Raw genomic sequence first — 23,276 nt, 5'->3', positions numbered from 1 at the left:
ACCAGCAGTGAAACGAGGGCTGACTGTGATTCAGGACAAGCAATCCGAAGCGGGTTTCGGCATCGGCACGCTCAGCACGGGCAGTGTTCGGCCATGAGAGCACTCACCTGGCAAGGTAAACGTCACGTACGCGTCGAAGACGTGCCCGATCCGCGGATCGAGGCCCCCACGGACGCGATCATCCAGATCACCTCCACGGCGATCTGTGGCTCCGACCTCCACCTGTACGAGGTGCTCGGCCCGTTTCTGGAGCCCGGCGACGTCCTCGGCCACGAGCCCATGGGCATCGTGCAGGAGGTCGGCCCCGAGGTGACCCAGATCAAACCGGGCGACCGCGTCGTCGTCCCGTTCAACATCTCCTGCGGCACGTGCTGGATGTGCAGCAAGGCGCTCTACGCCCAGTGCGAGACGACGCAGAACACCGCGACCGGCAAGGGCGCCTCGCTCTTCGGCTACACCTCGCTCTACGGCTCCGTGCCCGGCGGGCAGGCGCAGTACCTACGGGTGCCCCAGGCGCACTTCGGCCCGATCGTCGTCCCCGAGGGCGTCCCGGACGAGCGGTACCTCTACCTCTCCGACGTCGTCCCGACGGCGTGGCAGGCGGTCGCGTACGCGGACGTCCCCAAGGACGGGACGCTCGCTGTTCTCGGCCTCGGCCCGATCGGCCTGATGTGCACCCGGATCGCCAAGCACCTCGGGGTGGAGCGGGTCATCGGCGTCGACCTCGTCGACGACCGGCTCGCACGGGCGAAGGCCGACGGCATCGAGGTCGTCGACTCGCGGGAGGTCGACGACGTCTCCGTCGCGCTGATCGAGATGACCGCCGGGCGCGGCCCGGACGCGGTGATCGACGGCGTCGGCATGGAGGCCGCGCACTCGCCGCTGGAGAAGGCCGCGCACACGATGGTCGGCATGCTGCCGGACAAGCTCGCCGAGCCGATGATGGACAAGATGGGCATCGACCGCCTCGCCGCGCTGCACACCGCGGTCAAGTCCGTCCGGCGCGGCGGCACCGTCTCGCTCTCCGGCGTCTACGGCGGCGAGACCGACCCGATGCCGCTGATGGAGATGTTCGACCGGGGCATCCAGCTCCGGATGGGCCAGTGCCACGTCAAGCGCTGGATCGACGACATCCTCCCCGTCGTCGAGGCCGACGGCGACCCGCTCGGGCTGGAGGACTTCGCCACCCACCGCGTCCCGCTCGAGGACGCCCCCGCCGCGTACGAGATGTTCCAGAAGAAGACCGACAACTGTTTCAAGGTCGTCCTCAAGCCCTGACACGCGGTCGGTCGGTCCGCTGGTCGGTCGGCCCGCCGCCGTTCCCGCTCCCGCTGTCAAAAAAGGGGTGACACCCCTTACTCGTAAGTAAGGGGTGTCACCCTTTTCTGACGCCGCAACGTAGGGGTTTCACCCCTTCGGAAACGGGTGGGGCTAGAGGGATTCCGGGGCGAGCGGGTGGACGGCGGGGCCCTCGAGGACGTTGCCGTCGACGTCGAAGCGGGAGCCGTGGCACGGGCAGTCCCAGCTGGTCTCGGCGGCGTTGAAGCGGACCAGGCACCCGAGGTGGGTGCACCGCAGCGAGACGCAGTGGGCGGCGCCGGCCTCGTCGCGGTAGACCCCGACCTGCTTGTGGCCGGAGCGGACGACGGCGGCGGTGCCGGGCTCGACGGCGTCGGGGGAGGAGGCCTCACCCGGGCGGAGCCGGTCGCCGACGATGTCCGCGCCGACCTTCGCCTGCAGTCGGGCCAGGCTGTGGACCGACTTCACGTTGAAGCGGGTCGGCCGGAACGTTTCTCCATAAGGACTCTGACGCCCCATCACCAGATCGGTGAGGATGCCGGCCGCGACGGTGCCGTTGCTCAGCCCCCACTTGCCGTACGCGGTCGCGACCCAGAGCGAGTTCGAGCCGGGGACGTACGGCCCGATCATCGGGAGGTGGTCGGCGGCGACCGGGTCCTGGGCTGACCAGCGGTACGGGACCTCGCGGACGTCGGTCCAGGCCCGGAGGTCGTCCTCGAGGGCCTCGAAGCGGTCGGGCCCGACCCCGCGGTCACCGGCCGCGTGGCCCTCGCCGCCGAGGACGGCGATCCCGTCGAGCAGCGCCCAGGACCGGGTCGGCGACCCGGCGGTGATGGCGAGGGTCTGCCCGGCTTCCCCGGCGAGCGGACCGGCGACGCAGTAGGAGCGCTTGGCCTCCATCCGCGCGAAGTACAGGCCGCGGTCGAACATCGGGTAGTGCGCGGCGACCACGACGTGGCGCGCGGTGATCTCGGCGTGCTCGGTGCGCGCCCGGTACGGGTCGCCGCCGCGCAGGCCGGTGACGCGGCTGTCCTCGAACAGGCGCGCCCCGGCGTCCTGGGCCGCGCGCAGCAGACCGCGGACGTAGCGGACCGGGTGCAGCGTCAGCTGGTCCTCGAGCACCACGGCGCCGTAGCAGGGCAGGGGAGCGTCCACCGAGTCCGCGCGGGTGACGCGCAGCCCCGCGGCCCGGGCAGCCTTGAGCTCCTGCTCGATCGAGGAGACGTCGTCGACGGAGCCGGCCACGGTCGCGGCGGTCCGGCGGGACAGCCCGGCGTCGGGGGCGAACTGCTCGGCGAGCTCGGCCACGGTCGCCACGCCGGCGAGGTTCGCGGCCGCGTACGCAGCGGCGGTGTCGGCCCCGTGACGGCGCGTCAGGGTCGTGTAGATCGTGCCCTGCAGTGCGGAGACCTTCGCGGTGTTCAGCCCCGAGGTGCCGCTGACCGCGGTCGCCGCCTCGCAGATCACGACGTCGAGCCCGGCGCGGGCGAGCAGCAGCGCGGTGGTGACGCCGGTGATCCCGGCGCCGATCACGAGCACGTCGCACGTGAGCGCGCCGGAGGCCGGGGGCGCGGTCCGGGTGGTGTCGGCGAGCCACGGGGAGCCGGTGGCGGAGACGGTGGTCATGGCGATCCTGTCGGTACGTCGGCCGTCGGTACGAGCCGGGCGAAGGTGCGGGCGTTGCGGACGGCGGCGCCGCCCGGGTCGTTGTTGAAGTACACGTAGACGTCCTCGTCCACGGTGTAGGTCTCGCGGACGCGGTCGGCCCAGGAGTGCAGCGAGTGCCGGCCGTAGTTCGGCCAGGGCTTGGCTCGGCCCTCGTGGAGGCGGACGTAGCCCCAGCCCGTGGTGCGCCACAGCGGGTTGATCGGCTTCGAGTTCCGGTCGGCCCACACCAGGCACGCCTTACGCTCCGTCAGGAGATCGCGCAGTTCGGGAGTCCACCACGTCTCGTGCCGTGGCTCGACCGCGACCCGGACCTCGGTGGGGAACAGGCGCAGGCAGGCGTCGAGCTTGTCGAGGTCGGCCTTGAGGTTCGGCGGCAGCTGGAGCAGGACCGGGCCGAGGCGGTCGCCGAGGCCAGTGAGGCGGTCCATCATCCGCGCGACCGGTTCCTCCGGCTCCTTCAGCCGCTTGATGTGGGTGAGGAACCGCGAAGCCTTCACGGCCATGACGAAGCCCGGTGGCGTCGCTTCACGCCACCGGGCGAACGTCTCGGTCTCGGGCAGGCGGTAGAACGCGTTGTTGTTCTCCACCGTGCCGAACTGGCGGGAGTACTCCGCGAGCCAGCGCGGCGTCGGGCAGCGCGGCGGGTAGAGCACGCCGCGCCAGTCCTTGTACTGCCAGCCCGAGGTGCCGACGAGAACGGGCATGCGGTCTAGGGCGCGGACAGGGCGTCGAGCAGGTCTCCGACCGGCTGGTCGGGCATCGCGCGGGCGACGTCGGCCTGCGCGACGATGCCGACGAGCTTGTGTCCGTCGATGACCGGCAGCCGCCGTACCTGGTGCTGGCCCATCGTCTTCATGAGTTCCTCGATGCCGTCGTCGGCACCAATCGTCACGGCCTCGCCCTGCTGGAGGTCACCGGCCTTGACGCTGTTCGGGTCCTTGCCCTGGGCGATCACCTTCACGGTGATGTCCCGGTCGGTGATCATGCCCTTGAGACGGTCGTCCTCGCCGCAGATGGGCAGGGCGCCGACGTCGAGTTCAGCCATCTTGCGGGCCGCCTCGGCGACGGTCTGGTCCGCGCGGATGCACTCGGCATTCGGCGTCATGATCTCGCGTGCCTTGGTCATGCGGTCCTCCCTCGTGCGCTGGATGAAGATCGGCCTGATCTCGGACTACCCGGCACCGGGGCCGGAAACGGGCGACGACTGAATCCGTCCGGACCCGGGCAGCTGACGTCGGGAACGACGACGCCGAGGAGACGAGGTGGCCGACATGGCCGACACCGACACCCAGCAGGTCCGCCGGGAGTTCCAGGACGCGGTGAACATGACCCGCCGCGAGCTGGAGAAGTGGCTGCAGACCGACGAGTCGCGGTCGGTGGGCCAGGCGGGGGAGAGCACGAAGTCCGGGACGGGCGGCGGGGAGTCGACCGGGCACCGGTCCGGCCGGCGGATCGTCGACATCCTGGAGAAGAAGGTCGACGACCTGACCGATGCCGACTACGAGCACATGAACAAGGTCGTGGGCTACGTCCATCGGCACGGGAAGCAGCGGCCGTCCGGTGACATCACCGCCTCGCGGTGGCGGTACTCGCTGATGAACTGGGGCCACGACCCCTGCAAGTGACGACCCGGCGACGCGCGGCACGTTCGAGCGGCAGCGGGCGGGGCAGACCTCCGGGGACGAGGACACCATCGAGGAGGTGCGCCATGCCCGCGGGTTCGAGCCCGAAGCGTGAGCGGCAGTACGAGCACATCAAGGCCGGTCTGAAGAAGCGCGGCAAGTCGACCGACGTGGCCGAGGAGATCGCGGCGCGGACGGTCAACAAGGAGCGCGCCCGTTCCGGCGAGTCGAAACAGTCGAGCCGCAGCTCGACCAAGGACATGTCGTCGAGCCGCCGCGGCGGCCTCCGGTCGCACAGCGGCTCGGGCGGCCGGACCAAGGAGCAGCTCTACAACGAGGCCAAGCACAAGAACATCAAGGGCCGCTCGAAGATGAACAAGGCCCAGCTCGAGCGCGCGGTCGGTCGCTGACGTGCGCGTTGCGATCACCGGCGCGTCCGGGAATCTCGGGACGGCCCTGATCCGCGCGCTGCGCGGCACCGACCCCGGCATCGACATCGTCGGCATCTGCCGTCGCCCGCCGGCCGAGGGGCCGGCGGGGGAGTCGCTCGGCGCCGTCGACTGGCGTGCGATCGACCTGTCGGTGCCGGAGTGCGAACCGCTGCTCGCGGACGCCTTCACCGGCGTCGACGCGGTCGTCCATCTCGCGTGGGCGATCCAGCCCGTCCGTGAGGAGGAGCGCCTGCACGGCGTCAACGTCGGCGGGACAGCGCGGATGCTGCGCGCCGCGGCGGCGGCGAAGGTGCCGCACGTGGTGCACGGCTCCTCGCTCGCGGTGTACGCGCCGAACGAGACGAGTCCGGTCGACGAGACCTGGCCGACCACCGGCGTCGAGACGTCCTCGTACAGCCGGCAGAAGGTCGAGGCCGAACGGCTGGTGGGCCAGGCCGAGCTGGCGAACCCGGACATGACGTTCGCGTACGTGCGGCCGACGCTGGTCGTCCAACGGAACGCGGCCGCCGAGATCGCGTCGCTGTTCGTGGGCTCCCGGCTGCCGATGAAGGCGCTGGCCGCGCTGCGGGGGCGGCTGCCGCTGCTGCCGCTGCCCGCGGGTCTGCAGATGCAGCTGGTTCACGCCGACGACGTCGCGGACGCGATCGTCCGGATCCTGGAGCGCAAGGCCGCCGGCCCGTTCAACCTCGCCGCCGAGGTGCTCGGCCCGCAGGACCTCGGAGAGGTCATGGGCGGGGCGCGCCCGATCGGGGTCCCGCGTCAGCTGACGCGCGCCGCGGTGGGCGTCGCGTACAAGGCCCGGGCGATCCCGACCTCGCCCGGTTGGCTGGACATGCTGGTCACCGGCGCGTCGCTGGACTCCACCCGCGCCCGCGCCGAGCTCGGCTGGGAGCCGCGGCACTCCTCCGCCCACGCGGCGGCCGAGCTGCTCGACGGCTTCGCCGACGGTGCCCAGGGCCCGACACCGGCGCTCCAACTGGTTTGATCTGAGGCGTGCGCATTGCCTCCCCGCCGGCCGGCGACGTGCTCGTCGCGGCCGCCCAGACCGACGACCTGACGACCTGGGCCCGCGGCGACGGCCTGGAGATCGTGCTGGTCGTCCTGGGCGCGATCCTGGCCTGCCGGGCCGTCGCGGCGGTCGGGCACTACGCGACCCGGCACATCGACGCGGGCACCGCCGAGCTCGACGACGTCGTCCGCACCGAGCGCGGCAAGCACCGGCACGCGCTGGTCCAGGTGCTGATCTGGCTCGCCAACGTCATCGTCGTCTGCATCGCGATCGTGCGGTGCCTGACGCTGCTCGGGTTCTCCCTGACCGGGTTCGTCGCGCCGGCGGCGGTCCTCGGCGTCGCGCTCGGCTTCGGCGCGCAACGCATCGTGCAGGACCTGCTGGCCGGGTTCTTCATCATCGCCGAGCGACAGTACGGGTTCGGTGACCTGGTCCGGATCTCGACGCTCGGCTCGGAGACCGGTGTCACCGGCACGATCGAGGAGGTCTCGCTCCGCATCACCAAGATGCGGACGTTCACCGGCGAGCTCGTCATCGTGCCGAACGGCCAGCTCGTGCAGGTCACGAACCTCTCCCGCGACTGGGCGCGGGCCATCGTCGACATCCCGCTGTGGCCGAACTCGGACCTCGTGGAGGCGCAGCGGATCCTGCGTGAGGTCGGCGCGGACGTCTACCGCGACCCGAAGCTGCGCCCGCTGCTGCTCGACGAGCCGACCGTGATGGGCGTGGAGACGATCAGCACGAGCTTCGTGAAGGTCCGCATGGTGGCGCGCACGCTGCCGGACCGGCAGTACGAGGTCGGCCGCGCCCTGCGCGCGCGGGTGATCACCGCCTTCCGGGAGCAGGGCATCTCGCTGCCGACCGGCACGGTCATCGCCAACGCCCCGGGGACGCCGTGAACCTGCCCCGCACGCTGTTCGGTGGCCGCGTCCGCACCTCGACGGTGGGGCTGATGGCGGCCTTCCTCGCCGTCCTGACGCTGTGGATCCTGATCCGCCCCGAGCCCCTCGGCTACACCGAGGAGGTTGTGACGGTCCGCAAGACCCGCGCCACCCCGACCCCGCGGCCCGAGCCGACGGTCACTCCAGCCCCGGCCGCGACCCCGCGCCCGACCCCGACGCCCTCGCGGACCCCGCGCCCCTCCGGTGCGCCGCAGGCCACGCCGACGCCCGCGCCCACCCCGGCCGGGGGTGTCGCGGACCTCTTCGGCACCCCCGACCCGACCCCGGAGCCCACCCCGACCCCGGCCCCGCGCGGCCTGTTCTGAAACGAGGGCGGGCGGGTCAGCCCACGCGGCGATGGATGAGCGGGCGGACCGCGGCTATCCGGTCGTAGTCGCGGTCCACGTGGAGGACGCCGAGTCCGAGGTGCAGCGCGGTCTCGGCAATCAGCAGGTCCGGGATCGGAAGCCGATGCCACATCCCGTGATGACGCGCGAGGTCGTGCTGAAGCACGAGGGCGCGGTCGAGCAGGTCCACGGGAGGTTCGGCGCGCAGGTAGACGTCGCGAATCTGTCGAGCCCGCAGGTCGTAGTCTCCGGCCGACTTCGTCGAGTACAGCTGTTCGAGCTCGCCGACTGGGCAGAGGTAGAGGGAGCCGGCGAGCGGCGCCAGCTGATCCCGAACATCCGGCAGGTGTGCACGCGCAGCCGCGCTCTTGTCCAAGATCCAGCCCGCGACCGCCCGCGGTCGCTTCACCGCCACATGGCGTCCGACGACAGGACGTCCACGTCGACGTGGGTGGTCATCGTTTCCAGGTCAGCCAGCTGCCGTTCCGTGCGCTCTGCACGTGCGGCTTCGCCGCTCTCCACGACGCGGCGCAGGGCTTCCTCCACGGTCGCGCGGGTCGTGGTCAGGCCGAGTGCGCGCTTCGCCCGCGCGACCAGGTCCTCGTCGAGTTCAATCGTCGTCCGGCGCATGCATACATATTACTCGTTTATGCATATGCATGTATGGCCTGTGGACGATCTCAGCCCGCCATCGTCAGGCCGCCGCTGACGGAGAGGACCTGGCCGGTGATGTAGTCCGAGCGGTCGGAGCAGAAGAACAGGACCGCGTCGGCGATGTCCTTCGGCTCGGCGAGGCGGCGGAACGGGATCGCCTTGACCAGGGCGGTCCGGATGTTCTCCGGGACCGCGGCGAACAGGGGCGTGTCGGTCGGCCCGGGGCAGACGCAGTTGACGTTGATCCGGTGCCGGGCCATCTCGCGGGCGAGGGACTTGGTGAACGCGATGACCGCGCCCTTGGTCCCGGAGTACACGGTCTCGCCCATCGAGCCGACGCGGCCGGCGTCGGAGGAGATGTTGACGATCTTCGCGCGCCGGTCGGCGGCGAGGATCGGCTCCAGGAAGGCGTGGCACATCCGGACCGGGCCGAGGTAGTTCACCGCGGTGAGGGACTGCCAGAGCTCGTCGTCGTTCGACATGAACGGCTCGATGCGGTCGAACCCGGCCGCGTTGACGAGGACGTCGGGCAGGCCGTACCGGTCGACGACCTCGTCCCGGACGCGCAGGATCGCGGCCGGGTCGGCGAGGTCGACGACGAAGGCGTCGCCCCCGTGCGGCAACGTCTCGGCGGTGGCGCGGGCGCCGGCCTCGTCGCGGTCGAGAACGGCCACCTTCGCGCCCGCCGCGCCGAGGGCCTGCGCGATCGCCCGGCCGATGCCGGAGGCGCCGCCGGTGACGACGGCGACGCGGTCGTCGAGGTTCATCAGATCCGCCGGGTGTCGGAGACGCTCGGGAAGTTCGGGGCCCGCTTCTCGCGGTGGGAGGCGACGCCCTCGAGCACGTCCGGGCCGGTGAAGTTCATGAACTCCAGGCCGAGGGAGGCGTCGAAGATCGGGCCGGCCTGCCGGTACCAGTGGTTGAGCGCGTGCTTGGTGAACCGCAGCGCCGGCTGGGCCATCGCGGCGAGCTCGGTCGCGACCTCGAGGGCCTTGTCGTGGACGTTCTCGTCGTCGTCGACGCAGAGGGAGACCAGGCCGATCCGCTCGGCCTCCTCGCCGGTGAGCGGCTTGCAGGTCAGCAGGTAGTACTTGGCCTTCGCCATGCCGCACAGCAGCGGCCAGCAGATCGCGGCGTGGTCGCCGGCCGCGACGCCGAGGCGGGTGTGGCCGTCGATGATCTTCGCCGAGCGGTTGACGATCGAGATGTCCGCGAGCACACCCGCGACCAGCCCGGCGCCGACGGCCGGCCCGTGCATCGCCGACACGATCGGCTTCGAGCAGTTGATGACGTTCATGACGAGGTCGCGGGCCTCGCGCATGACCTGGATGCGGGTGCCGTAGTCGGCGATCATGGAGTCGATCAGGTCGAAGCTGCCGCCGGCGGAGAAGCCCTTCCCGGCGCCCTGCAGGATCGCGACGCGGGTCTCGGGGTCGCGGTCGACGTCGACCCAGACGTCCCCGAGTTCGCGGTGCCCGTCCGGGCTGACGGCGTTGAGGCCGGGGCCCTCGAGCGTGATGCGCAGGATGCCGTCGCCGGGACGGTCGAACTTCAGCGACGGGTAGGCGGCGGCGTAGTCGAACGGCACGGGCTCTCCTGGGGTGTCAGTCAGGTGATGGGACGTCAGTTCATGTGGTCGCGGACCGCGCGGGCGATCTCGCCCCAGCGGCCGAGGTTCTCCGGGTGGGTGGCGAGGTCGTCGACGGTCAGGTAGGAGATGACGCGTTCGGCGAGGTCGCCGTAGCGGGAGATCAGGGTGTCGGCGATGGAGTCCCACGGCCCGACGACGGCGTAGTGCTCCAGCATCTCGTCGGTGATGCAGGCCCGCAGCGCCTCCATGTCGTTGTTGCGCAGGGCGAGGCGGGCCTTCTCCGTCGTGCCCTCGTAGCCGAGGTCGTCGAACTGGAAGTGATAGTTCGGCGTGGAGCCGTAGAAGCCGATCTGCTGCTTGGCCTTGGCGGTCAGCGCGGCCCGCTCCTCGGGGGTGTCGCCGGGGACGATGAAGACCGGGATCAGCAGGTCCGTCGTCTTGCCCGCGCCCGCCTTCGCCTCGCCCTCGCGGACCTGCGGCAGCAGCCGATGGGAGATGTAGTGCATCGAGTGCAGCGGGTGGACGTGGATGCCGTCCGCGTGCTCGCCGGCCATCTTGCACATCCACGGCCCGACGGCGGAGACGTCGATGCGGATGTCCCCGTGCTCGTGGGCGGGTGGCGCCCAGGCCGGGGGCAGGAGCGTCAGGTCGTGGTACTCGCTGTGGTGGTCGAGCTTCGTCTCGCCCCGGAACGCGGCGAGGATGTCGCGCACCGCGAGGACGTAGCTGCGCAGCCGCGGACCCGGCGGGTCGTAGTCGACGCCGTAGCGGCGCTCGATGTGGGCCTTGATCTGGCTCCCGAGGCCGAGGCGGAACCGGCCGCCGGTGTTGCCGGCGAGCTCCCACGCGATCCCGGCGAGCACCATCGGGCTCGAGGGGAACGCGACCGCGATGCCGGTGGTGAAGTTCAGCTGCGGCGCGGCGGTCGCGGCGGCGGCGATCGACATCCACGGCGTCTGCGTCGTGTCGGTGAAGGTCATGCCGGTGAAGCCGGCGCTCTCGAGGTCCCGGGCGAGTTGCGCGACCTCGTTCCACGGGGTCGGCCCGACCATCACGTCGATCTGCACACGGACTCCTTCGCTGGGGACGGGGCCAGTCAACCAAGTCGGGCGGCCCGCGGCGTGGTGGGATGCCTGCGTGGCGTCCCTCGAAGACCTGATCCGCCCGGAGCGGTACCCGCGCTCGCTCAACTACGACCCGGCGTGGGTGGTCTCCCTCGACATGGGGCCGCACCCGCTCTGGCTCCTGGAGAACCTCGACCTCGACCTGACCCCCGGCGCCCGGGTCCTCGACCTCGGCGCGGGCCGGGGCGCGACGTCGGTGTTCCTCGCCAAGGAGTACGACGTCGAGGTCGTCGCCGCCGACTGGTGGACCCCGGCCGAGGAGGTCCAGAAGGTCCTCGACGCCGCCGGGGTGGGGTCCTCGGTCACGGCGGTGCGTGCCGAGGCGCACGACCTGCCGTTCGAGCCCGAGTCGTTCGACGCGATCGTCAGCGTCGACGCCTTCGAGTACTTCGGCACCGACGACCACTACCTCGGGTACCTGACGCGGTTCCTCCGACCGGGCGGGACGCTCGCGGTCGCGACCCCGGGGATGACGAAGGAGATCCGCACCCTCGGGGCGATCCCGCACTACATCGCCGAGTGCGTCGGCTGGGAGGCCCTCGCCTGGCACACCCCGGGCTGGTGGAAGCAGAGCTGGGAGCTCACCGGTCTCGTCGAGGACGTCAAGGCCCGCCTCCAGCCCGACGGCTGGGCCGACTGGTGGCTCTGGCACGACGTCACCTGCTCGCTCCGGGGCGAGGACCCCCACGCCGGCTCCGTCGGCCGCATGCTCGCCGCCGACGGCGGCCAGATGCTCTCCTTCACCCTCCTGACGGCGCGTAAGAAGGCCTGACCGCTCAGCGGATTCGCCTCTCGTGCTGTGACCTGGTGCACGCGCGAAGGGGCGTCGTGAGCAGCGAACCATCCGATCGGCCGGGGTCGACCTGCCCGAAGGGCCGAAACGTGGCGAAGCGGGCGCTCGTCCAATCAAGGTCCGAGGACCAGCCTCGGCCTCTTGGTGTGGGAGAAATTGTGGACGACGTGACGGGCAACTCGATCGACGAGATCGCCGGTTCGGCTGAGTCGGTTAAGCCCTTCGACTCGCGCATGAAGTTCATCGTGGGGGGCGCGGCCGCCGTCACCGTTCTGGCCGGTGTCGCCACGGCTGTTGCGCTCACGGGCGGCGGCGCCGACACGTCAACTCCCGAGGGAGCGCTCCGTGCAGCGTCGTCCGAGTACAACAACGCGATGATCGGAAAGGCACCGGCGAAGAACCTCCTGAAGTTCCTCGCACCGCAGTGCACTGAGGACGACAAGAAGGCGCTGCTCGCCGCGCCGGCCATGGCCAAGCTCTTCGCTCCGGGTGTCACGGGCTTCAAGATCACCAAGATCACGATCGCAGGCGACACGGGCCGGGTCTTCGCGGAGGCGACCGGGCCGGGGGCCGAGATGCTCAATAACCTGGCGGACACCGGCGAAGAAGACACCGGCGACGAGTGGCGCCTGATCGACGGTAAGTGGTACCCCGCCGAGTGCTGAGGTCCTTCAGCTGACACAAGGTCAGGCTTTCCGGCTCGGGTCCCCGGCGGGGAGCCAGGCGGCGGGGGAGTCGAGGCCGAGGGCGGTGGGTTCGACGGCGAGGGCGTCGACGGTCGCGAGGACGGCGGGTCGGGTCTCGTCGGCCCGCCAGACCAGCGACCACGTGTAGAACGGCGTCGGGTCGACGACCGCCCGGGCGGCGAGGTCGGCCGGGAGCGGGACGCCCTCGCCCTTCGGGGAGTTCAGGACCGGCCGGCCGAGGCGGCGGACGTGCGCGAAGTACGCCGGGCCGGTGATGCCGCCGTCCTCGATGCGGACGACCTTCGCCCCGGTGTCGGCGCCGAACTCCTCGACGAAGACGTTCCAGGACTCCCAGTTGGCGGTGTCGGCGTCGACGAGGACGACGGTGTCCGCGGCCCGGACCGCGCCGGCCTCCGGCGCCGGGCCGATCGCGTGCAGCCGGTGCGCGCCGACCAGACGGGAGGCGAGGCCGAGCTCGGCGAGGTCGCTCGTCCGGATCCAGCAGACCGCGAGGTCGAGGCTGTGCTCGGCCACCCGGCGCGCCTGGGTGTGCGAGGGCAGGACCCAGGTGTCGACGTGGACGTCCGCCAGCCCGAACACCCGCGCGGTCAGGTCGGCGGGGAGCCAGTGGACGTACCCGAGCCGGACGGGCGCGCTCGCGGCCAGGCCCGCGGCCGAGCGGCGCAGGTCCTCGGCCTGGGCCAGCAGCGCCCGGGCCTTGGGCAGCAGCGCGGCGCCGCTGGGGGTGAGGGCGACCGAGCGGCGGTCGCGGTCGAAGAGGCGGACGCCGAGGTCGCGCTCGAGGGCCTTGATCTGCTGGGACAGGGACGGGCCGGCGATCAGCAGCCGCGCGGCCGCCCGGCCGAAGTTCAGCTCCTCGGCGACGGCCACGAAGTAGCGCAGCTGACGGAGCTCCATCCGGGCAGGCTAACTCCCTGAGAGGCTGTGCCTACCAGTCAGGAGCAGACGTGTCGTGGCCACCGGGGGCGACCGGCCCCACCATCGGGAGCGTGGCGTTGACCGTCGAGCGCGAGCAGTTCGCGACCGCGATCGCTGTGCGGCCCTGGCTCCTCGTCGCGCAGGGGGCCGCCGCGATGGCGGCCGCGATGGGGATCGGGCGGTTCGTCTACACGCCGATCCTGCCGTTGATGAACGCCCAGGCCGGCCTCTCGCCGACCGACGGCGCGCACCTCGCGACCGCGAACTACGCCGGGTACTTCGCCGGGGCGCTCGCGACCATGGTGGTCCCCGGCCTGGCCCGGTCGCGGTGGGCGTACCGGGTGGCGCTGGTCGCGCTCGTCGCGTCGCTGGCGCTGATGCCGGCGTGGCCCGAGGTCGGGCCGTGGCTGGTGCTCCGGTTCGTCGCCGGGGCGTGCAGCGCGGTCATCTTCATCGTCTGCGCGGGCGCGGTGCTGCACACCCTGCGCGAGCACGCGCACCACTGGGTGGGGTGGGTGTTCAGCGGCGTCGGGACGGGCATTGCCCTGTCCGGAGCGCTCGTCCTGGCCCTGCGGTCGCGCGGGACGTGGGAGCAGGCCTGGTGGTGGGCGGCGGTGGCCGCGGCGGTGTGCGCGGTGACCGCGTGGGCTCTGCCAGTGCCGAAAGGCAACGGAGCTGACGGTGGGTCAGCGCGTCCGGCGGCGCCGCGGCGCTGGTTCGTCGCGCTGGCGTCGGGTTACGCGCTCGAGGGCGTCGGGTACATCATCGCCGGGACGTTCCTGGTGGCCGCGATCGAGCAGAACACCCCGGGCTCGGTCGGGACGTGGGCATGGGTGCTGGTCGGCCTGGCCGCCGCCCCGTCGGCGGCGCTGTGGGCGTGGCTGGCGCGGTTCACGCCGCGGTCGACGCTGTTCGTGGCGGCGCTCGCCGTGCAGGCGATCGGCGTCGCGCAGCCGCCGATCTTCGGGGGAGCGGTCGCCGCGCTCGTGGCCGCGGTGCTGTTCGGCGCGACGTTCCTCGGCATCGCGATGATGGCCCTCGCCATCGGCAACCAGATGCGGATCCCCGGCGCGGTCGCCATCCTCACCACGGGCTACAGCATCGGGCAGATGCTCGGCCCGCTCGTCGTCACGCCGATGCTCGACTCCGGCTACCGCTCGGCGCTGTTCGTCAGCGTCGGGATCGTGGTCGCCGCCGCGGTGGCGAGCACCGGGATGCGGCGCTCGGGTGTCTGACCCGGCGCCTAGGTTGGGCGCATGTACCTGGAGAACCTGGTCATCGACGCCCAGGAGCCGCAGCGGCTGGGCGCGTTCTGGGAGGCGGCGCTCGGCTGCGAGCGGCTGACCGACGAGCCCGGCCTCTTCGAGACGCGGTTGAGCGTCGAGGGTGGGCCGGCGCTCGATTTGTGCTTCCAGCAGGTCGCGGAGCCGCCGTTCCCTTCGCCCCGCGTGCACGTGGACCTGCGCGGCGGGACGGCGCAGGAGGCCGAGGTGGCGCGGGTCGTGGACCTCGGCGCGCGGCCGCTGGACATCGGCCAGCGGGACGTCCCGTGGGTCGTGCTCGCGGACCCGGAGGGCAACGCGTTCTGCGTCCTGGAGGACCGGGCGGTGTACGCCGACACGGGGCCGCTGGCGGCGGTGGTGCTGCGGTCCGCGGACCCGGCGCGCGACGGGGCGTTCTGGGCCTGGCTGAGCGGCTGGGAACTCGTCGAGGACGGCGAGTTCGCGTCGGTGCGGCACCCGTCCGGGCTCGGGCCGTGGCTGGAGTGGATCCCGGAGCTTGCGCCGAAGGACGAGCGGAAGAACCGCTGGCACCTCGACCTGCGGCTCGAGGCCGGGGACGACGCCGACGCGGTCGCGGCCGGCATCACCGAACGCGGCGGGCGGGAGGTCTTCCACCCCGAGTGGGGCGACCTGCCCTGGCGGTACTACCTCGACCCGTCGGGCAACGAGTTCTGCGTGCTGGCGGCGCGGAAGGCCTAGCGGAACTCGGTGGACACCGGCACGAGCCGGATCAGGCAGCCCATCGTGTACTCGCCGACCTGCGCGACGACGTGGAGCCGGTCGCCGTTGCCGATCGAGTCCGGGACCTTCTCGCCGACGAGGTTGAGATCGGCGAGCGTGACGTCGTGGAACTGGAACGACGGCCCGACCTCGGTCAGGGGGCCCTGGTCGCCGGGGACGACGAGGATGTCGTAGAACCCCTGCCCGTCGTCGGGGTCGGTCCGCTCGACGATCGAGAGCCCGCCCGCCATCGCCGCGACCGACCCGTCGAACTCGATCGTCCGGCCCGCGTAGGCCGTCGCGAACGCCCCGACCTCGTCGTTGCACGAGTCCGTCGCCTGCAGGACCGATGCGAACGTCGGGTCGTTCTGGACCGTGACCGCGGGGCTGTCCGTGGCGGTCGCGGTCGGGCTCGCGCTCGTCGCCGCGGATGTCGGCGCCGGCGTCGGGGTGCTCGGCTCCTCGTCGTCCGCGCAGGCGGTCAGCCCTCCGACCAGCGTGGCAACGGCTACGGCCCGGACCCAGGTGCGCTTCACCCGCCCACCCTGACAGGGCGGTCGGCCCGTCCGGCGGCATGACTTCCCGTGTCGGCGACCGGTTCGGTCACACCGGGGTGGCCGCTATCGCCGCCCCGGCGCGATCCCCGCGACCTGGTGCGCCGTGCACGCGAGGACGAGCGCGGCGATCCACCCGATGACCGTCCAGCCCAGGAGCAGGTTGAGCCAGAAGATCGCCCAGGCGTTCGACTTCCCCCGCAGCGAGGCCACCATCCACGGCAGGAAGTAGCCCAGGGTGCAGATCGTCAGGATCACGCTGATGGTGACGCTGATCGGCCGCGACCGGCGATCGGTGATCACGCGAACCATGGCTGACCTCCGTCGTCGTCGGCTTCCCCAATGTAGCTCGGGAGAGGTGTCACAGACCCGCTCCGGTCGGTGTCTGAATGCCGACGCAACGCACCGAGGAGGAGACATGACTCCGCGCTGCGGCGATCGACTGAGGGTTCGTCAGATGACCATGATCGTCCGGGGATGTCGCGGATGTCCGAATGCTCCGCTCTCAAGGATTCGCAATGTCCGGCACGTCCGGTGATCGACTTCGGAACGATCAAGCGCATGACCGAGCAGACGACCTCCCGCAGCTCCGCTCCTTTGAACCGGGCCGCGCGTACGCCGGCCCGTCCCGTGGCCGCCGAGGCGGTCCCGGCGCAGACGCGTCCCACCTGCGCCATGCCGAACTGCATGCGGACCCCGGTCCCGAGCGCCGCGGACGGCGCCAACGGGGTGGCCCGCTACTGCGGCGACCCCGAGCACAACCCGGCCGCGGCCTGGAAGGCCCGCCAGGAGCTGAAGTCGAAGCTGACGGGTGCCCCGATCGACGAGCGTCCCGTCGACAGCGCGCGTGAGCGTGCGTCCGAGATCCGTCGTCAGGTCGTCGGGATGGTCGAGCACCTGCTCGGCCAGTTCGGCGAGCTGAACGAGGCGCTGAAGCAGACCGCCGACCCGGAGGCCGTGGCCGCGCAGATGGAGGCGGTCTCCGCCGAGGCCGCGGAGAAGGTCGCCGAGGCGAACGCCCGCGTCGCCCGCGCCGAGCGTGCGCAGCTGCAGGCCGAGAACGAGCGCGCGCAGGCCGACGCCGCCGCGGTGGAGGCCGCGGCGCAGGCTGCCGCGCTGGCCGAGAAGGTCGAGCAGGCCCAGGCCGCGGTCCGTCTGATGTCCGCCGAGCGCGACACGATGCAGAAGGAGTTCGCGGCGCAGAACGAGGCGCTCGTCGCGGCGCTGAAGTCGGTGGAGGAGCTCACCGGCCGGCTCGACGCGACCGAGAAGGCCCTCGCCGCCGAGCAGTCGGCGCGCAAGGCGTCCGAGACCGCGCGTCTCGCCGAGGTCGAGCGTCGCGTGAAGGCGACCGAGGCTGCCGCCGCCGACAAGGCCCGTGCCGACGAGGCGACCGCTGCTCTGACGGAGTCTCAGGCCGAGGCGCGTCGCTCGGCGGCGTCGCTGGCGTCGACCCGTCACCGCGTCGAGGCGCTGACGGCGCAGCTCGCCGCGCAGAAGTCCGAGGCCGAGCGTTCGACCGCGGCCGCCGAGGCCGAGGCCGAGCGTCTGCTGGCCCAGATCTCCGAGCTCAAGGCCGCGGTGGCCGCGAGCGAGCAGGCCAAGTCGGTCGCCGAGACCCGCGCCGAGGAGGTGCGCACCGAGGCGGCTCGCACCGTCGAGAAGGCGCGCACCGAGGCCGCCGCGGCGATCGACGCGGTCCGCAAGGAGGCCGCCGCGAAGATGGAGGGCGCCCGCATGGAGACGGCCCGCCTGATCGAGGCGGCCCGCGCCGACGCGGCGTCGAAGGTCGACGCGGCCCGGGCGCAAACCCTCGCCGCGGCGACGGCCCACGCCCAGGAGTCCGCGGCCGCCGAGGCCGCCCTGAACGCGGAGATCGCCCGCCGCGAGGCTGCGGAGAAGGCGATCGCCGAGTTCAAGCAGCGCGCGCTGGAGGCCGAGGCCGCCGCGGCCGAGGCCGGCGCCGCCGCCCGTGAGTCCGCCGCGACCGCGGCCGCGATCCGCGAGCGCATCGAGCTCCTCACCGCCGAGCGCGACACCGCCGACCAGGCCAAGGCCGCGGTCGACGGTGAGAAGGACGCCCTCGCCGCGAAGCTGGAGGAGATGGCCGCGAAGCTCGCTCTCGCCGAGCGCGCCCGCGGCGCCGCCGAGGCCCGCGCCAAGGGCCTGGAGTCGGAACTGGTCAAGTCCGCGGACCGCGTCACCGCCGCGGAGGCTCAGATCGAGCGGATGCGGGAGCAGGTCGTCGAGCTCCGGTCCCAGTTCGCGGTCACCACCGCCGTCCTCGGCGGAGCCCAGTACACCGCCGCGGACAAGTAGACCCTGGCCGGCCGCCCGGGCCCCCCTCCGGGCGGCCGGCCAGAACCTGAGCCATCCCGGTCGGCCGGCGGCCCCCCTCCCTGGGTCGCCGGCTGACGCGCGTCCGGGCCCGGGCGCCTCGTCGTCGTCGCCGCCGCCCCGCCTGCCGCTTCACCAGCCACCCCGCCGGCTTCACTGGCTGAGCCTGCTCTTCACGCGCTGGGCGGGGCGGGTGAAGGTGGTCCCGGCTGGTGAAGCTGGCGGGACGGGTGGGGGAGCCTCGTCCCAGGCCCGCTCGGCCGGTTGGCGAGCACGTCGGCGCGCCTCGCGCCTGGCGCCGCTCCCCGTCTTCACTGGCCGAGGCCATCTTCACCGGCCCTGCCTGGCTGGTGAAGCGAGGTCCTGGCTGGTGAAGTGCGCGGGGCGGCTGGTGAAGTGCGCGGGGCGGCTGGTGAAGTGGGGCGGGCGAGGGCTGGGGTCAGCCCTTCGCGCCGGGGTCGTCGGCGAGGATCAGGTAGAGGTCGCGGCGGGCCTTCTCGAGGACCTCGCGGGCGGCGGCGATCTGGGTCGGGGTGCCGGTGCGGCCGAGGGTCTTGCTGGCGACGGCGAGGCCTTCGAAGACGTCGCGGAGGCCGGTGCCCTTCTCGTCGGTCATGGCGGCGAAGGGGTCGGCGGGGGCGGTCGTCTCGTCCTCGACGTAGGTGCGGCCGGCGTCGGTGAGGACGACGAGCTTGCGGCCACCCTCGGCCTCGGTGCGGACGAGGCCCTCATCCTCGAGCTGGGCGATCGTCGGGTAGATCGCGCCGGGGGAGACGCGCCAGCTGCCGCCGGTGCGCTCGGCGATCGCATTCATCATCTGGTAGCCGTGCATCGAGTGCTCGGCGAGGAGGCGGAGCACCGCGGCGCGGACGTCGCCCCGCTGCGCGCGACCGCGGTGGCCGCGAAAGTGCGGGTGTCCGAGATCGGGTCGTCCGCCCCGGCGCCCGCGGGGTTCGCCCCGCTCGAAGTCGCCGTCGCGGCCGCGGGGGCTCATGCCGCCCCGTCCGCCGCCGCGCCGGCCGTAGCCGCGCTCGGACGGGTCTTCGGCGCGGTAGCGCCGGCCCGGGTGGCCGTAGGTACGGCCGTTGTGGAAGTCATGCATTCGATTCTCCTTGGTTCCGACCCCTCCCTGGGGTCGATGCAGTCACGATATATCGAAACGTATCGCGATGCAACGTGGTGTGGCGCACCGAACAGCGACGGCGCCGCGAGCCGAAACGCTTCCGCGGAAGCGTTCTCCGGTAGGAAGGGCGGGTGGAGCTGCTGATCGCGCGCAACCCTGACGCCGACAGCTCGCTGCCGTTCCTGATCCGCGTCCCGGCCGGTCGGGAGGATCTCGTCTTCCGGACGAAGGACACGTGGCCGCGGACGAACGCGCTGTTCTGCTATCCCGTCCCGCTCGCGGAGTGGCCGGCCGAGCCCGACCTGGTCGAGACCGTGCCGCTCACCGCCTGCACCCGCCGCGGCGCGGCGATCGACGTCGTCGCCGACCGGACGCGGGAGTCCCGCTCGCAGATCGTCTTCACCCGCGCCCGCGGTCGGGAGATGGTCTTCTGGCAGTCGCCCCGGACGCGCAAGCAGGCCCGGCCGGCCGTCAGCACCCCGACCGCGCGGGCGGCGGGGCTCGCGACGATGGAGATCGTCGTCGACGCCCACGAGCGGTACGCCTACAAGTTCGCGAACCAGCAGGTGACGACGACCAAGCGCGCCCTGCCCTGCGGCGACTACGGCGTCGAGGCCGAGGGCAAGCTGCTCGCGGTGGTGGAGCGCAAGTCCCTCGACGACCTCGTCAGCAGCGTCATGAACGGCAAGCTCCGCTTCGCACTCGGCGAGCTGGCCGCCGTTCCCCGCGCGGCGGTCGTCGTCGAGGACCGCTACTCCCGCATCTTCACCCTGGCGCACCAGCGGCCGTCCGTCGTCGCCGACGGGATCGCCGAGCTGCAGGTGCGCTATCCCGAGGTCCCGATCGTCTTCTGCGAGACCCGCAAACTCGCGGAGGAGTGGACCTACCGCTACCTCGCCGCGGCCCTGATCTGGACCGCCGAGCAGCCGGGGTGAGGGCGCCAATCGGACTGTCGGCACCGACGGCAAGGATGCGGGTATGGGGATGAACAACCGGGCCCGGCGGGCCGCGAAGGCGAAGCAGCGGGCGAAGGCGCGGGCAGCGGGCCACGGCTCGGGCGCGGCGCTCGGTGTGGGGCGCGAGCACCGCGGGCAGGAGCAGGCGGGACGGCGCGAGCCGTACGGCCGCCGCGAGGTCGCGACGGCGGTGGTGGGCTGGGTGCACCGGATCATGGACGACGCCGCGGAGGCGGACCGCGCGGCCGTCGACCTGCTCCGGTGGGACCGCGAGCTCCTGGCGATCGTGGTCGCGGACGCGCTGAGTTCGTTGGTCGAACCGATGGTCGCCGGTGGATGGACGCCCGACGACCTCGGGCAGGTGCTCCGTCGCCGCGTCGGGGGCGACGCGCCGGCGCTGTACGCCGGCCTGCTGCGCGCCCACGCGCAGGCGTTCAGCCCGTCCCGGATCGACGACCGGTGGCGGCGCGAGCTCGACGACCTGCCGCCGACCTTCGTGCCGAACCTCGCCGACCCGGCGGACCTCGCGCTGACCCTGCGTGTGGTCGCGACCCTGCGGCCCTTGCCCGCCATCGCGGTCACGGTCGCGCCGCCGGGGCAGGGCACCGCATCGCGCGCCGCCCCGGCGGGCGCCGACGCCGCGCGGCAGCTCGCGAAGGTCCGTGCCCTGCTGGCCAAGGCCGAGTCGACCCAGTACGACGCGGAGGCCGAGGCTCTGACCGCCAAGGCCCAGGAGCTGATCGCTCGGTACGCCCTCGACCGGCTGCTGACGCAGAGTCAGACCTCCGATGCTGTCCCGGGTGTGACGACCCGGCGGCTCTGGATCGACGCCCCCTACGTCGGCGCGAAGGCGATGCTCGTCGACGCTGTGGCCGGTGCGAACCGGTGCCGCACGGTGCTCAGCGAGGCGCTCGGGTTCGTCTCGCTGGTGGGCGACCCGCACGACCTCGACGCGGTCGAACTGCTCGCGACCTCGCTGCTCGTCCAGGCCGACACGGCGATGCTGCGCCACGGTCGGCAGATGGACCGGTCGGGGACGTCGCGCACGCGCGCGTTCCGCCGCGCCTTCCTCATCTCCTTCGCGCAGCGCATCGGTGAGCGCCTGCGCGCGGTGGGGGAGTCGGCGTTGGCCGAGACACCGGATCGCGACCGGCTGCTGCCCGTGCTCCGCGCGGCGAGTGAGGACGTCGAGCGCGAGTTCGCCCGCGTCTTCCCGCACATCGTCACCAGACCGACGCGCGTCAGCGACCCGGAGGGCTGGGCCGCCGGTCGCGCCGCCGCGGACCTCGCCCGCCTCGACGTCCGGGACCAGGTCGCCAACTGAGGGTCGAGAGCGACTCCGAATCGTCCTCCAAGGCCGGGCGAAGGTGCGGTCGATTCCCTGATCTTCATGGGCCGCAGGGGCCCGAGAAGGAGGGGACATGAAGATCGGTCAGTACAGCCGTTCGGTCGGGCTGGTCGCTGCCGGCCTGGTCGCGGGTGGCGTGTTGTTCTCGGCGGTCGGGGCCGTCGCGGCGGACGAGCCGGCGGGGACGCCGGCACCGAGCAGCGCGCCGTCGGAGCCGTCGGGGGACACGACCCCGAAGGCAACCCCGGGCGCCCGCAGCGGGGTCACACCCGACGGGGCGGCCCGGCAGCACCCGTGCCCGGACGACGAGAACGGCGGCCGCGGGCAGGGGATCGGAGGGGAGAGCCGTCGCGGCGTCGCGCCTGGCGAGCGGGGCGGCGCGGCGGAGCAGGGCGCGAGCCCGGCCTCGTTCGTCCTGTCCGGCTCCCTGACCTGACGGACCATCAGCTGGGCCCCGCGCGCGGCGGGCGGGGCCCAGTGCTCGACCTCACAGGCCCCAGAGAGGCGAATGTCTAGTGGACAAGTAGACATTGAGGCGGGACGGTGCCACACTCGTCGCCGTGGGGAACTTGCTGACGATGCCGGTCCAGGGTGACGGGGTCACCGTCACCATCCGCGCGCACCTCGACGGGGTGGTGACGCCCGAGGTGCTGCGCGCGGTCCTCGGGGCTGCGGAGTCGTTGCGCGAACTGGTGGGGGAGGCGCTGCCGATCGCGCGCACCGAGCTCACCGTCTCGCCGCCGTTGCCGACTGCCCCGTTGCCGGCTACTGCGGCACCGGCGCCCGCACCCGAGGCCGCCGGGCTATTCATCGACCTCGCCGGGCACATCGTCACCGTCGACGGAGTCGAGATTCCCTTGACGCACAAGGAGTTCGGGCTCCTCGCCTACCTCGCGACCTCGCCCCGCCGGGTCTACAGCCGCGGCCAGCTGCTCGCGGCGGTCTGGAACATCCCGCACTCGCACGGGATCGGGGAGCGGACCGTCGACGTCCACGTCCGTCGCCTGCGCCGCAAGCTCGGGGATGCCGGAGCGCACATCGTCACGGTCCGCGGCACCGGCTACCGGTTCGACAGCACCACCGGCCGCTACGCCGTCGCCGAGGCCGTCGCCTGACGCGCGCCCGCGCACTGTCGGTGCCCTCGTGAACCCTGGCCCTCGGGACAGGGAAGGGGGACCATGGTGGGCATGACGGATCAGCTGGGGCTCGCGGAGGGTCGCCCGTTCACCGTGGCGGACCTGGAGACGATGCCCGATGACGGCCGTCGCTACGAGCTCCTCGACGGGATGCTGCTGGTGAGCCCGGGGCCCACCTGGTCGCACCAGGAGATGGTCGCGTCGGTCTACGTCGAACTGCGCCGGGCGTGCCCGCCGGAGTTCCGGGTGCTCCTCGCGCCGTTCGGGGTGCGGACCTCGCCGCAGAACGAGGTGCAGCCGGACGTCCTCGTCGCTCGGTTCACCGAGCTGGCCGAGGACTACCTGCCGACGGCACCCGTGCTCGCCGTCGAGGTGCTCTCGCCCAGCACCGAGCTGCACGACCGCAACACCAAGATGGCGCACTACGCGCGGATCGGCGTCCCGTCCTACTGGATCCTCGATCCCCGCGAGCCGGGCGCGATCGAGGTTCACCGGCTCGCACCGGACGGCACCTACGACCTGATCGCCTCCGCGTGCGGCGAGGAGGTCGTCGGCGTCAGCGAACCGTTCCTGCTGGACCTGACGCCGGCCCGACTGCTCGACGGTCGCCGCCCGCGCTGAGGAGCCGCGGACCTAGGGCGTGTCTCCTAACCCGGTGGCCCAGATGACGATCGCCCGCAGGACCGCGCCGCCG

27 protein-coding genes and 1 pseudogene are annotated in these 23,276 nt (G+C 72.4%); 16 read left to right on the top strand and 12 right to left on the bottom strand.

The window, feature by feature from the left end; all coding sequences use genetic code 11:
• The first annotated feature begins 93 nt into the window (after positions 1-93).
• Positions 94-1,278: a zinc-dependent alcohol dehydrogenase gene (locus tag ABD401_RS22325; protein ID WP_344608923.1), complete on the top strand. Its 1,185-nt coding sequence runs from the start codon at positions 94-96 to the stop codon at positions 1,276-1,278.
• 153 nt (positions 1,279-1,431) lie between these two features.
• Here the strand turns inward: ABD401_RS22325 and ABD401_RS22320 are convergent, their stop codons facing one another.
• The 3 genes from ABD401_RS22320 to ABD401_RS22310 are packed head-to-tail and all read right to left on the bottom strand — an operon-like array spanning position 1,432 to position 4,093.
• Entirely contained in the window at positions 1,432-2,925 is a 1,494-nt protein-coding gene (locus ABD401_RS22320) for an FAD-dependent oxidoreductase (RefSeq protein ID WP_344608921.1), read from the bottom strand.
• Positions 2,922-3,671: a DUF72 domain-containing protein gene (locus ABD401_RS22315; protein WP_344608919.1), complete on the bottom strand. Its 750-nt coding sequence runs from the start codon at positions 3,669-3,671 to the stop codon at positions 2,922-2,924. Before ABD401_RS22315 ends, ABD401_RS22320 begins: the two co-directional genes overlap by 4 nt.
• Before the next feature lie 5 nt (positions 3,672-3,676).
• On the bottom strand, positions 3,677-4,093 hold the full coding sequence (locus ABD401_RS22310; RefSeq protein WP_344608917.1) for a CBS domain-containing protein: 417 nt from the start codon (positions 4,091-4,093) through the stop codon (positions 3,677-3,679).
• Positions 4,094-4,238: 145 nt separating this feature from the next.
• Here ABD401_RS22310 and ABD401_RS22305 point away from each other — a divergent pair, with 145 nt between their 5' ends.
• From ABD401_RS22305 to ABD401_RS22285, 5 genes are all read left to right on the top strand, one after another.
• The gene (locus tag ABD401_RS22305; protein ID WP_344608915.1) at positions 4,239-4,592 is read left to right on the top strand and encodes a DUF3140 domain-containing protein; all 354 of its coding nucleotides are present in this window, start codon (positions 4,239-4,241) and stop codon (positions 4,590-4,592) included.
• An 83-nt stretch (positions 4,593-4,675) separates the two neighbouring features.
• The gene (locus ABD401_RS22300; RefSeq protein WP_344608914.1) at positions 4,676-4,999 is read left to right on the top strand and encodes a plasmid stabilization protein; all 324 of its coding nucleotides are present in this window, start codon (positions 4,676-4,678) and stop codon (positions 4,997-4,999) included.
• 1 nt (position 5,000) lies between these two features.
• On the top strand, positions 5,001-6,026 hold the full coding sequence (locus tag ABD401_RS22295) for an NAD-dependent epimerase/dehydratase family protein (protein WP_344608912.1): 1,026 nt from the start codon (positions 5,001-5,003) through the stop codon (positions 6,024-6,026).
• An 8-nt stretch (positions 6,027-6,034) separates the two neighbouring features.
• Positions 6,035-6,949, top strand: a complete 915-nt coding sequence (locus ABD401_RS22290; RefSeq protein ID WP_344608910.1) for a mechanosensitive ion channel family protein — start codon at positions 6,035-6,037, stop codon at positions 6,947-6,949.
• A complete protein-coding gene (locus ABD401_RS22285) occupies positions 6,946-7,317 on the top strand; it encodes an Rv3103c transmembrane domain-containing protein (protein WP_344608908.1) in 372 nt (123 codons plus the stop codon). The genes ABD401_RS22290 and ABD401_RS22285 overlap by 4 nt, the downstream gene beginning before the upstream one ends.
• Positions 7,318-7,333: 16 nt before the next feature.
• Here ABD401_RS22285 and ABD401_RS22280 read toward each other — a convergent pair whose 3' ends face one another.
• Genes ABD401_RS22280 through ABD401_RS22260 form a run of 5 tightly spaced genes read right to left on the bottom strand, consistent with a single transcriptional unit; the run spans position 7,334 to position 10,650 of the window.
• Positions 7,334-7,747 carry a PIN domain-containing protein gene (locus ABD401_RS22280; RefSeq protein WP_344608906.1) on the bottom strand — a complete coding sequence of 138 codons (414 nt, stop codon included), beginning with the start codon at positions 7,745-7,747 and terminating at the stop codon, positions 7,334-7,336.
• On the bottom strand, positions 7,744-7,968 hold the full coding sequence (locus tag ABD401_RS22275; protein WP_344608904.1) for a type II toxin-antitoxin system VapB family antitoxin: 225 nt from the start codon (positions 7,966-7,968) through the stop codon (positions 7,744-7,746). Before ABD401_RS22275 ends, ABD401_RS22280 begins: the two co-directional genes overlap by 4 nt.
• A gap of 50 nt (positions 7,969-8,018) precedes the next feature.
• Positions 8,019-8,759, bottom strand: coding sequence for an SDR family NAD(P)-dependent oxidoreductase (locus ABD401_RS22270; protein WP_344608902.1), 741 nt, complete (start codon positions 8,757-8,759; stop codon positions 8,019-8,021).
• On the bottom strand, positions 8,759-9,580 hold the full coding sequence (locus ABD401_RS22265; RefSeq protein WP_344608900.1) for an enoyl-CoA hydratase/isomerase family protein: 822 nt from the start codon (positions 9,578-9,580) through the stop codon (positions 8,759-8,761). The genes ABD401_RS22270 and ABD401_RS22265 overlap by 1 nt, the downstream gene beginning before the upstream one ends.
• A gap of 35 nt (positions 9,581-9,615) precedes the next feature.
• Positions 9,616-10,650, bottom strand: coding sequence for a TIGR03617 family F420-dependent LLM class oxidoreductase (locus tag ABD401_RS22260; RefSeq protein ID WP_344608898.1), 1,035 nt, complete (start codon positions 10,648-10,650; stop codon positions 9,616-9,618).
• A gap of 70 nt (positions 10,651-10,720) precedes the next feature.
• Here ABD401_RS22260 and ABD401_RS22255 point away from each other — a divergent pair, with 70 nt between their 5' ends.
• Both ABD401_RS22255 and ABD401_RS22250 read left to right on the top strand, forming a co-directional pair.
• Entirely contained in the window at positions 10,721-11,479 is a 759-nt protein-coding gene (locus tag ABD401_RS22255) for an SAM-dependent methyltransferase (RefSeq protein WP_344608896.1), read from the top strand.
• Positions 11,480-11,658: 179 nt separating this feature from the next.
• Positions 11,659-12,165, top strand: a complete 507-nt coding sequence (locus tag ABD401_RS22250) for a hypothetical protein (RefSeq protein WP_344608894.1) — start codon at positions 11,659-11,661, stop codon at positions 12,163-12,165.
• Between the two features lie 21 nt (positions 12,166-12,186).
• Here the strand turns inward: ABD401_RS22250 and ABD401_RS22245 are convergent, their stop codons facing one another.
• Positions 12,187-13,104: a LysR family transcriptional regulator gene (locus ABD401_RS22245; protein WP_344608892.1), complete on the bottom strand. Its 918-nt coding sequence runs from the start codon at positions 13,102-13,104 to the stop codon at positions 12,187-12,189.
• Between the two features lie 92 nt (positions 13,105-13,196).
• Here ABD401_RS22245 and ABD401_RS22240 point away from each other — a divergent pair, with 92 nt between their 5' ends.
• Together ABD401_RS22240 and ABD401_RS22235 are read left to right on the top strand one after the other, a co-directional pair.
• Entirely contained in the window at positions 13,197-14,360 is a 1,164-nt protein-coding gene (locus tag ABD401_RS22240) for a YbfB/YjiJ family MFS transporter (RefSeq protein WP_344608890.1), read from the top strand.
• A 21-nt stretch (positions 14,361-14,381) separates the two neighbouring features.
• The gene (locus ABD401_RS22235; protein ID WP_344608888.1) at positions 14,382-15,107 is read left to right on the top strand and encodes a VOC family protein; all 726 of its coding nucleotides are present in this window, start codon (positions 14,382-14,384) and stop codon (positions 15,105-15,107) included.
• Here ABD401_RS22235 and ABD401_RS22230 read toward each other — a convergent pair.
• On the bottom strand, positions 15,104-15,664 hold the full coding sequence (locus ABD401_RS22230; RefSeq protein ID WP_344608886.1) for a DUF4839 domain-containing protein: 561 nt from the start codon (positions 15,662-15,664) through the stop codon (positions 15,104-15,106). The genes ABD401_RS22235 and ABD401_RS22230 overlap by 4 nt on opposite strands.
• 84 nt (positions 15,665-15,748) lie before the next feature.
• Complete coding sequence (locus ABD401_RS22225; protein WP_344608884.1) at positions 15,749-15,994, bottom strand: superinfection immunity protein; 246 nt, start codon at positions 15,992-15,994, stop codon at positions 15,749-15,751.
• Positions 15,995-16,243: 249 nt separating this feature from the next.
• Between ABD401_RS22225 and ABD401_RS22220 the strand changes: the two genes are divergently transcribed.
• Positions 16,244-18,001, top strand: a complete 1,758-nt coding sequence (locus tag ABD401_RS22220) for a coiled-coil domain-containing protein (RefSeq protein ID WP_344608882.1) — start codon at positions 16,244-16,246, stop codon at positions 17,999-18,001.
• A 457-nt stretch (positions 18,002-18,458) separates the two neighbouring features.
• Here the strand turns inward: ABD401_RS22220 and ABD401_RS22215 are convergent, their stop codons facing one another.
• Positions 18,459-19,121, bottom strand: coding sequence for a PadR family transcriptional regulator (locus ABD401_RS22215; RefSeq protein WP_344608880.1), 663 nt, complete (start codon positions 19,119-19,121; stop codon positions 18,459-18,461).
• Positions 19,122-19,273: 152 nt separating this feature from the next.
• Here ABD401_RS22215 and ABD401_RS22210 point away from each other — a divergent pair.
• The 5 genes and pseudogenes from ABD401_RS22210 to ABD401_RS22190 form a co-directional block, all read left to right on the top strand.
• Positions 19,274-20,056, top strand: a pseudogene (locus tag ABD401_RS22210) (ERCC4 domain-containing protein); the annotation flags it as partial.
• A gap of 64 nt (positions 20,057-20,120) precedes the next feature.
• Positions 20,121-21,422 carry a DUF2786 domain-containing protein gene (locus ABD401_RS22205; protein ID WP_344608876.1) on the top strand — a complete coding sequence of 434 codons (1,302 nt, stop codon included), beginning with the start codon at positions 20,121-20,123 and terminating at the stop codon, positions 21,420-21,422.
• 97 nt (positions 21,423-21,519) lie between these two features.
• Positions 21,520-21,882, top strand: a complete 363-nt coding sequence (locus ABD401_RS22200; protein ID WP_344608874.1) for a hypothetical protein — start codon at positions 21,520-21,522, stop codon at positions 21,880-21,882.
• A 124-nt stretch (positions 21,883-22,006) separates the two neighbouring features.
• The gene (locus ABD401_RS22195) at positions 22,007-22,561 is read left to right on the top strand and encodes a winged helix-turn-helix domain-containing protein (RefSeq protein ID WP_344608872.1); all 555 of its coding nucleotides are present in this window, start codon (positions 22,007-22,009) and stop codon (positions 22,559-22,561) included.
• A gap of 72 nt (positions 22,562-22,633) precedes the next feature.
• Positions 22,634-23,203, top strand: a complete 570-nt coding sequence (locus ABD401_RS22190) for a Uma2 family endonuclease (protein WP_344608871.1) — start codon at positions 22,634-22,636, stop codon at positions 23,201-23,203.
• The last annotated feature ends 73 nt before the right edge of the window (positions 23,204-23,276 follow it).

It is taken from the genome of Sporichthya brevicatena (assembly GCF_039525035.1).
Classification (GTDB): Bacteria; Actinomycetota; Actinomycetes; order Sporichthyales; family Sporichthyaceae; genus Sporichthya; species Sporichthya brevicatena.
Note: the sequence above shows the minus strand (reverse complement) of the source record. Positions and strands in the feature narration are given on the sequence as shown.